This is a genomic window from Steroidobacter cummioxidans (assembly GCF_003104955.1).
Map to the genome: position 1 here is coordinate 41,476 of NZ_LSRW01000012.1, position 9,995 is coordinate 51,470.

Genomic DNA, 9,995 nt, shown 5'->3' on the forward strand with positions numbered 1-9,995 from the left:
TGTCCGAAAACGGACAACGACAGCCCGCTTGTCGACTGAGCGTGGGACGGACTACGCTTCGAGCATGAGCAACGATGGCGTCGTGCTGATCATCGAGGACGATGTGGATGTGCTGCGGGCCGCGCGCCTCGCTCTACAGCCGCACGTGCAGCGGGTCGAGACTGCCACGTCCGCCGATGGGCTACGCGACACTTTGCAAGCCACGCCGTTCGACGCCGCGCTGCTCGACATGAATTTCACTCGGGGCGCACGCAACGGCGCAGACGGACTGGACGCGCTGGCCATCATTCGCGAAGTTGACCCGGCGCTGGCAGTCGTACTGATGACGGCTTATGGCGGCGTGGCGTTGGCGGTCGATTCACTCAAGCGCGGCGCCGCCGATTTCGTCCTCAAGCCCTGGCGCAACGAAGCGCTTGTCGAAGCCGTGCTCGGTGGCATCGAGCTCACCCGCACCCGGCGAGGCAGCGAGGCGCTGGATCTGGAAACTATCGAACGTCAGGCGATCGAGAAAGCACTGGCTCGACATGCCGGCAATATTTCTCTCACTGCCTCGGCGTTAGGGTTGAGCCGGCCCGCTTTGTATCGACGCATGTCGAAGCATGGACTATAGAGCGCCACGTTCGAGCGGCTTCGCTCTCGGTCTCGCCGCTCGGGCGATAGCCATTGGCGGACTCGTCTGGCTCGTCGCGATTCTGCTAGTGCACACGCAGCTCTACGCGACGCTCGCGATCGTCCTCACCCTACTGCTACTGATCGGCGTCGACTTCGTGCGCGCGGTCAGACGAACCGCTGACGGACCCGTCGGCATTCCGATTGAGAGCAGTGGCGACCATGCGCAGCAGCGTCGCGTCGAATACTTACAGACACTGCTCGATACCGTCGCTGCAGCGCTGATCATTGTCGATACAAACGGCGGCATTCGACGCATCAATCGCGCGGCTCACAGCCTGCTCAAAGGAACCGCCACGCAACTGCGCGACATTGCAGAGTTCGACGCGACCGCCGTGCACACGCTGCTATCGCTCGTGCCCGGCGCGAGACAGATCGTGCAGTTCACCGATGGCCGACATCTGCTGTGCACCGCTGCGCAATTCTCGGCACCGGGTCACGCGCCTGAACGGCTGATTTCGCTACAGCGAGTCGCCGGCGAGCTCGATGCGGTCGAAGTGAAGGCGTGGCAGGACATGGCGCGCGTGATTGCGCACGAGATGATGAATTCGCTGACGCCCATCGCCTCGCTCTCGGAAAGCCTCGAAGCCCAGTTGCGGGATCGGCCCGAGCCTGCGGCGAACGACGACGTGGCGAGATCCATCGATGCCATCCGACGCCGCAGTCTTGGCCTGATGAGCTTCATCGAGCGCTATCGACGCGTCGCCGACCTGCCGCCACCGGTGATTCAAACAATTTCCGCGGCGCGCCTGGTCAGTGACATTCAAAAGCTGGTCGCCGCCGAAGTTGACCGGTGCAACGTTCGACTGCTCACCAGCGTGACGCCGCTCGATGCCACCTTCCCTGCCGACGCGGCGCTGTTGGAACACGCCATTCTCAATCTTTTGCAAAACGCTCTGGACGCGACCGAACACACAACCGATGCCGCAGTGAAGCTCGAATGCACGGTCGAAGCGAGCCAGGTCGTCATCACCGTGACCGACAACGGCCTGGGCCTGCCGGAGCACGAGCGCGACCGGCTGCTGCTGCCTTTCTATTCCACGAAGCCCGATGGCTCGGGCATCGGGCTCGCTCTGGTTCGACAGGTGGCACTAGCCCATCAAGGCAGATTGGAAATACGCGACAACGAGCCGCGCGGGGCCGTTGTGTCTATTGTATTGCCGGTGGGTCCTTGACCAGCGATTCTGGCTGCCGCAGCAGCGTCCGTAACGATTCGAGATAACCCTGCCCGAAGCGGTTCATCGTCTCGATCGCAAATCGGCTCAATGGAAAGTACACCCCGCCGCGGACCCCATCGCCGCTGTCGAACAGCACCACCGAAGGCTCGCAATCCTTCTCGATCCGACGACGCATCGGGCTCTGGAAAGTCATTGGCTCGACCTGCAACGCGTCTGCCCCGTCGAGCACAGTAGTAGACGTCGCCGCTCCCTGAGGAATCCAGTTGAAGCACCCATTACGGGTGAAATCGGGCCGCGGCACTCGGGACTCCAGGTAGCACGAGTCCGCGTGCTCGGTGGCGCGGCAGTATTCGTCCTCGACCAGTGCGAGCAGATCCAGAAAGCTTTCGCGCCCGGTCAGCTGGATGCGAAAGTACAGCAGCGAGGCAATGAAGCCGACCGTGTTCTCGAGCTTGGCAAGGGTCCTGCTGTCGCTCTGAAATGGCACGACGGCATTGGTCGCATCACACCATCGCATCAACACTGCGATATATGCGGTGAACGCGGCCATGACCATGGTGGTCCGGCGCTGTCTGCACCAGGCAGCAAGCTCCGCTCGCAACTCCCGCTCGATGTCGAAATAGGCGATCTCCCATCCCGGACGCGCGGCCGCCGGTGACAACGACGCGTCCGCTGGAAATCGCAAGCGCCCGCTCTGCGCCACGACCTGCTGCCAATACTCGCCATGGCGCTCCAGCCAAGCCGGTAGCGTGCTTCGTTGCCAGGCCGAGAAGTCGGCGAACTGGACGTGTACCGGTGGCAGCGACGGCGCCTGACCTTGCATGGCTTTCTCATAACCCAGCAGCAGATCCCGCGATAGGATGTTCATCGATGCGGCATCCGAGATCGTATGCTCCATCGCCATGATTACCAGATGCTCGTCTGCTTTGACGGTCAGCAAGCGCATGACGAAGAGCGCATCCCTGGCGAGATCGACCGGCCCGAGAATCGCTTCGTTGATGACACGCTGAACTTCAGCTGCGCACTGGCTCTCGTTCATGCCGCGCAGATCCGCCATCTGCGGCTTGTAATGAATGTGCTCTGCGATCTCCTGCATTGGCTGGCCGTCGATGCTGACGATGCGAGTTCGCAAGGCATCGTGGTGGCGCACGAGGGCATCTGCGCTCGTATTGAAGGCGTCGATGTTCAAGCGGCCGCGCAGGCGAGTGACGGAGGCAACTTGCCGGATACCCTGCTTCTCGCCGAGATTATAGAGCGTCCAATGTGCCAGCTGAGAAAACGTGAGCGGCGCAAGCGCGCGCCCGGGGCGGCCCGCCTGCACAGGATGATCCGTCGCATCGAGAAGCTTCATGATCTGCGGCTTCGACGCGCGCAGTGCCTCCATGATGTCCGGCTCCAGCGCGCCTTTCGGCATCCGATAGCGAAGCTGGCCATTTTCGGACCACAACATGCCGCCCCGCTCCCGGATGTATTCGATGGCACTCTTCGCCCGCTCAGCAACGTCCTGTCTCACTGCGTTCATCGTCATCCTTCCCTGGTTAAATAACGCCCTCGACGAAAGCCATTTCGTCGGCGCGTGTATTGCCCACCACCATCAACTCGCTAACGACTTCTGCAAGCGCGCTCACCGTCGAATGACGGAAGATCGCGGCGACCGGCAGATGCGCCGAGAAGTGCTCTTCGACGCGCACGATGAGCTTCATGCCGTGTAGCGAATGCCCGCCGAGCTCGAAGAAGTTGTCGTGTCGGCCGACGCGCTCGACGCCCAGCAACTCGCTCCACATCGCAGCGATCGCTGCCTCGACATCTCCTTCGGGGGCGCAGTAATGCTCGGAAGTGTCAGACCCTATCGTTGGCGCCGGCAGCGCACGTCGATTCAACTTCCCGCTCGGCGTGACCGGCATCTGTTCCAGAACGACATAGGCCGCGGGCACCATGAATTCTGGCAGCCGTTCTTGCAAAAACTCCTTCAGCTGCTCATGGGTGGGTTCCGGTGGCTCGGCCACGGTGACATACGCGACCAATCGCTTTTGTCCCGGCACATCTTCTCGCGCGACGACAGCGGCTTCCTTGACCTGCGGATGGAGCGCGAGCTGCGCCTCGATCTCACCGAGCTCGATCCGGAAGCCGCGGATCTTCACCTGATCGTCGTTGCGTCCGAGATACTCGATAGACCCATCTGCGCGCCAGCAGCCAAGATCCCCCGTCTTGTACATGCGCGCCTGCGGAGCGTCGTCGAACGGATCGGGCACAAACCGGGCGTCGGTCAGCTCCGCCCGATTCAAATACCCCAGAGCCACATTGCGACCGGCTATGTAGATCTCGCCCGGCACGCCAACCGGCACCGGCATGCGGTGCTCACCGAGCACATAGATGCTGGTGTTCGCAATCGGCTGACCAATGGTTGGCAGCGCCGGCCAGGCCGCGGGATCGCCAGCCAATGTGAGCGCCGTAACCACATGGGTTTCGGTCGGACCATAGTGATTGTGCAGCCGAGAGCCATTGAGCTGCGCAAACAGGCGCACCATCTCGGGACTCACACGAAGCTGCTCGCCAGCAACGATGATGTCTCGAACACTGCGCGGCACGATGCGGCTGGTCTGCGAGTACTCCGCAAGACTCTGTAGCACGAGCGGCGGCACAAATACCTTCTCGACGTGGCCCTCGTTCAACAGGCTCATCAAGGCCCGCGGATCCCTGCGTACGCTCTCATCCAACAGCACCAATGTGCCGCCTGTGCACAGGGTCGTGAACGTATCCTGGAAGGCAACGTCAAAGCTCAGTGCCGCGAACTGCAGAACCCGCTGCCCCTCGCTGCTGAGATGCCGACGATGCCACTCGATGAGATTGACCATGGCGCGGTGAGGCATGGCGGTGCCCTTCGGCAACCCCGTCGAGCCCGACGTATAAATGACATAGACCGGATCCCGCGGCGTCAACTCCAGCTCGGTCGACGACAAGTTCTCATCGGAATACGCCGCAAGCTCGCTGCGCATACGCGTGAGTGAAATGGCTGGTCCGCTCCACAGCCCTGACAATGTTTCTTGCAAGTGATCCTGGGTCAGCACGACTGGCGGCGCGGCATCCTGGAGCATGTATTGGAGTCGCTCCATGGGATAGCTCGGGTCCAGCGGCATATAGCCCGCCCCCGACTTCATGATGCCGAGCAAGCCGACCAGCATTTCCAGGCTGCGATCGACACAGATGCCGACCACGTGATTGCGGCCCACGCCCAGGCCCCGCAAATGCCGAGCGAGCCGGTTGGCCTGACGATTCAACTCGTCGTAGCTGATGGATTCCTGCTGGTAGACCGCAGCACGCGCCTCGGGCGTACGCGCGGCCTGATCTTCGAACAACGTATGAACCCACGCATCCTGCGGATAGACCTGCTCCGTTGCGTTGAACAGCTCAATGACTTGCCGCCGTTCCTGATCCGGCAGGATGCCCAGCGAGAGCGCCGGTGCCTCAGGCTCGCGCTCTAGCGCAGTAACCAATGATTCCACGCCCGTTATCAGATACCCCGTCACCCGCTGCAGCGGCAGGCGTCGATCCGTTTGGGCAGTGACGCTGAATCCGTCGCCCTGATCGTCGACCGAGAGTGTGATCGGATAGTTCGTGCCGTTGCGGGATTGCAGGACGTCGATTCCATCCCAGTTCGGATCGCCCTTGCCGCTGCTATGCCGGTAGTTCAACAGCGAGCTGAACAGAGGTGTCGAGCTTGCGATGCCGCTGCAGCGTTGCGCCACGGCCAGCGAAGCCTGCTCGTGGCTCAGCAACTCCACCAGCTCCCGCTGAGTCAGTTCCACCAGACCTTTTGCCGTCTGCCCCTGCAACGACAGGCGCAGCGGCAGCGTGTTGATGAACATGCCGACGACCAGCTTTCCGCCGGCCTCGCCGTGCAATCGCCCAAGCAGAACACTGCCGAACACGACATCGTTGCGCCCCGTCGTGTGAGCCACCACGAGACTCCAGGCCGCGTGGAACAGCGTCGCCGCGCTGACTCCGAGTCGTCTTGCCTGCGCACGCAATCGCTGGGCGAGACCATCGTCGAAGGGTTGGGAGTGCTCCTCGATGTGGCTGCCATCTGCATGAACATCCACCAGAGCGAACGGCGCTGTCGGTTCATCGATCTCTCCAAGCTTGCTCTTGAAGAACACCTCGGCATCCTGCCGGCTCGCGTATGCGAGTGCCTGTGCGACATGGTTGCGATAGGGAATCGATTCCTGCAGGGTCCAGGCGCGACCTTTGATATGCGCGGCGATCTCGGCAACGATGATTTTTCCGGAGGTCGCATCGGCGACGATGTGATGCAACTGGAACAAAACGTACCAGCAGGACCCTGCGGGATCCGCCGCGACCTGCAGGCGCACCAACGGCGCTCGCCGCAGATCCAGTCGTTGCTGATCTGGGGCCATCCATTCGTCGAGTTGCTGCCTGACATCGCGATCAGGCTGTAGCGTCACCACATCCACGAGCACCGTGGCGTGCCGATTGACCACTTGCACCGGCTGTGGCAAATGTTCCCAAAGCACAGCGGTACGCAACACATCGTGACGATCAACAACCGCCTGCAACGCGGCCACGAAATCGTCCAGGCGTTCCCGCGAGGGGACCGACAGCAAGCAGGGAACTACATAGGCGTCCCCGCCTTCGGTCTCGCTCAGCAGGTGATGAAACAGGATGCCCTCCTGCAAGGGCGCGAGCGGATAGATGTCCTGAATATTCGCCGCGCCTCCGGGAACCGCACGGGCAATGTGCTCGATATGCTCTGGCTGCAGCTCGATCAGCGGCAACATCTCCGGCTGGATGGCCGTGCAATCCGGCGGAATGAGATTAGGCGCGACGGCGAACTTTCCGACGACCGCTTTGGTGATGGTGCCGGCCAGATCCGCGAGCGTCGCGCTCTCGAAGATGCTGCGCAGCTCGACGGCCAGACCGATACGACTCAACCGCTCCTTCATCGGCACGATCAGCAGCGAATGGCCGCCCAGCTCGAAGAAATTGTCGTGCCGGCCGACACGCTCGACACGCAGCAGCCCTTGCCAGATGCCGGCGAGGATTTCCTCGACCTCACCGCTCGGCCGCTCGTAGCGCCGGCTCACAAAAGCATCGGCATCCGGCATCGGCAATGCTCTGCGGTCGAGCTTGCCGTTGGCCGTCAATGGCACCGCTGCCAGGGCGACAAAAGCGCTCGGCAGCATGAACTCCGGCAACGTTTCTTTCAGATGAGATCGTAACGTCTGTGCATCAGGTGCTTCATTCTGTCGCGCAGTGACGTATGCGACCAGGCGCTTGTCGCCCGGCACATCCTCGCGCGCGATCACCACAGCATCTTTCACCTGCGGATGCGCACTCAACTGCGCTTCGATTTCTCCCAGCTCGATGCGGAAGCCGCGAATCTTGACCTGATGATCGTTGCGGCCAACGTACTCGATCGTGCCATCGCTGCGCCATCGCGCCAGATCGCCGGTCTTGTACATGCGCGCGCGCCGATCCGCACTGAACGGGTCAGAAACGAAGCGCTCGGCGGTGAGTCGGTTCTGATTGAGATAGCCGCGGGCCACGCCCGCTCCAGCAATATAGATTTCGCCGGGCACGCCGGTCGGAACCGGCAGTCGATGACGGTCCAGAATGTAGATACGCGCGTTGTGCATGACGCGCCCGACGTTGGGGAAGTCGCCTCGTATGGGGCCGCAGCTCGCGTCGACACTGCATTCTGTCGGTCCGTACATATTGAAGAACTGCGTCTGCTCAGATGCGGCGAGCAATTTCCAGGTGGACGAATCGATGGCTTCACCGCCCAACAGCAACTTTCGCATGCTGCTCGCACGACCTTTGAGGAAGCCCGCCTCCTGCATCATGCGCAAGTGCGACGGCGTGCATTCCATCGCTTCGATGCGATGTTCTTCCAGAAATGCCAACAGGCCTTCCGCACTCGAGCGGCTCGACTCAGGCAACAGATGGACCGTGCGCCCCATCAGCAACTGACCCCACGCTTTCGCGGCCATGTCGAAGCCGAACGAGGAATTCCACGCAATGTGACGGCAATCGGGCGCGAGCCCATGAATGCCGGCCTCCATGGCTTGTATGAAGTAGAGGACGTTGCGGTGCTCGACCATGACCCCCTTGGGTTTGCCAGTAGAGCCCGAGGTATAAATCACATAGGCGAGATGCGAGCCCTGCAAGCGGATGTCATCGGCACTCAGATTGTCCGTCTGCTCGGCAGCCAGATCGGATGCCGCCCACGATGCCTCATCGATCAGAAACACCGCACATCGCGCCGGCGCAGCGACACGCTCGACCAGGCTAGCTTGCGTCACCAGCGCAACGGGCGCGCTGTCTTCGACCATGTATGCCAATCGATCGTCCGGATGCACGGGATCGAGCGGCACATACGCGCCACCTGCCTTCAAAATTCCCAGCAAGCCGACGACCAGATCGAGACTGCGCTCGACCAGCAGTGCGACGCGCTGATCGGGGCCGACGCCCGCTCGTCTAAGCTGTCGTGCGAGCTGATTGGCTTTCGCATTGAGCGCGGCGTACGCGAGCGACTGCCCTTCATAAACTATGGCAACCGTATCCGGTTCGAGGCGCACACAACGCTCGAATCGTTCGTGCAGCAGCTGCTCGGGCCAGCGCGCCAACTCGGCGCTGTTGAACTGCTCCAGCACCAGCTGACGCTCGGCGTCGTTCATGAGCGGGAGTTCGCTGATTCGAATCGAAGGTGCTGCGATGACTTTTCGAAGCACGGCTTCCAGACATCCCGCCCACCGTTGCATGGTGGCGGCGTCGAACAGATCGCCGGAATAGTTGATCGTGCCGGCGAGTTGCTCATCGGCCTCGTGCATGAGCAAGGTCAGATCGAAATGCGAGGTGTGCAACGGTAGCGGCTGCTCGGTCACCGCGAGCCCCGGAATCCGCAGCACGGCGTCCGGCGTGTTACGAAACACAAACATCGTCTGAAAGACGGGGCTGTAACTGGAATTTCGCGTCGGATTGAGCAACTTCACGATTGCTTCGAACGGCGCGTCCTGATGATCGTACGCGGCCAGCATCGACGCCTTCACCTGCTCCAGCCAATCGGCGGCCGAAGGATCGCCCTCCAGGCGCACTCGCAACGCCAGTGTGTTCACGAAGAACCCGACCACGCCTTCCAACTCGCGATGATGGCGATTCGCAACCGGCATGCCCATGACGAAATCGGTTTGTCCGCTCAGCCGCGCAAGCACGATCGTCCAGGCTGCGTACAGAACCATCGCGGGCGTCAGCTTCAAACGCCGCGACAGTGCCCTTACACCAGCCGAGACGTCCGGTGCAATCGACACAGGCACACTCGCACCTCGATAGCTCTGCACGGCGGGCCGTGGCCGATCCGTAGGTAGCTCGAATAGCTCCGGCGCCCCACGCAACTGCTCGTGCCAATAGTTCAGCTGCCGTTGCAGCTCTGCGCCGGCGAGCCGCTGGTTCTGCCATTGAGCGTAGTCCGCGTACTGCACAGGCAGCGCTGGCAAAGCGCTCGGCTGTTTCAGCTGCTGCGCCTGATACAACAGGCCGAGCTCACGCGTCAGCACGCCAATGGACCAGCCGTCGGAGACGATGTGATGCATGGTCAGCAGCAACACGTGGTCGTCATCGGACAGGCAAACCAGTCGGGCTCTGAACAGTGGACCGGCCGCCAGATCGAAGGGTGCCGCCAGCTCCTCCTGGCACAGCTCCAGCAATCGTGTCTCGCGGGACCTCTCTTCCATCGCTCTAACGTCGGACCGCTGCAGCGGACAACGCACCTCCGTCAGAATCCTCTGCACGGGCGCTCCATCGACTTGATGGAATACCGTCCGCAGCGCCTCGTGGCGTTCCACCAAGGCCACCAGCGCGCTCTGCAATGCATCTGCATCCAAGGGGCCGCGCAAGCGAACACTCATCGCGAGGTGATAAGCCCGGCTGCCGCCTTCGAGCTGATCGATGAACCACAGTCGCTGCTGCGTTCCCGAGACGGGGAAATCCTGGCGCTCGCCGACAACGCGCGGATACGCGCGAATCTTTTGCCCGTGGCTGGCACTTTGCTTCAACAGCAGTTCGAATAGTGCTTTCTTTTCCTCGGACAGCGAGTCCCGCTGCTCCTTTGCGATCGCGGAATCTCTGCTCACC

The 9,995-nt window shown here is 61.9% G+C and carries 4 protein-coding genes; 2 read left to right on the plus strand and 2 right to left on the minus strand.

Going from position 1 to position 9,995, the window contains the following annotated elements; all coding sequences use genetic code 11:
* The first annotated feature begins 64 nt into the window (after positions 1-64).
* Positions 65-610, plus strand: a complete 546-nt coding sequence (locus tag D0550_RS07535; protein ID WP_116808508.1) for a response regulator transcription factor — start codon at positions 65-67, stop codon at positions 608-610.
* On the plus strand, positions 600-1,844 hold the full coding sequence (locus D0550_RS07540) for a sensor histidine kinase (RefSeq protein ID WP_116808509.1): 1,245 nt from the start codon (positions 600-602) through the stop codon (positions 1,842-1,844). Before D0550_RS07535 ends, D0550_RS07540 begins: the two co-directional genes overlap by 11 nt.
* Here the strand turns inward: D0550_RS07540 and D0550_RS07545 are convergent.
* Positions 1,819-3,369: a condensation domain-containing protein gene (locus D0550_RS07545; protein WP_161965685.1), complete on the minus strand. Its 1,551-nt coding sequence runs from the start codon at positions 3,367-3,369 to the stop codon at positions 1,819-1,821. The genes D0550_RS07540 and D0550_RS07545 overlap by 26 nt on opposite strands.
* Before the next feature lie 16 nt (positions 3,370-3,385).
* A complete protein-coding gene (locus D0550_RS07550) occupies positions 3,386-9,994 on the minus strand; it encodes a non-ribosomal peptide synthetase (RefSeq protein WP_161965686.1) in 6,609 nt (2,202 codons plus the stop codon).
* Position 9,995: the final 1 nt, after the last annotated feature.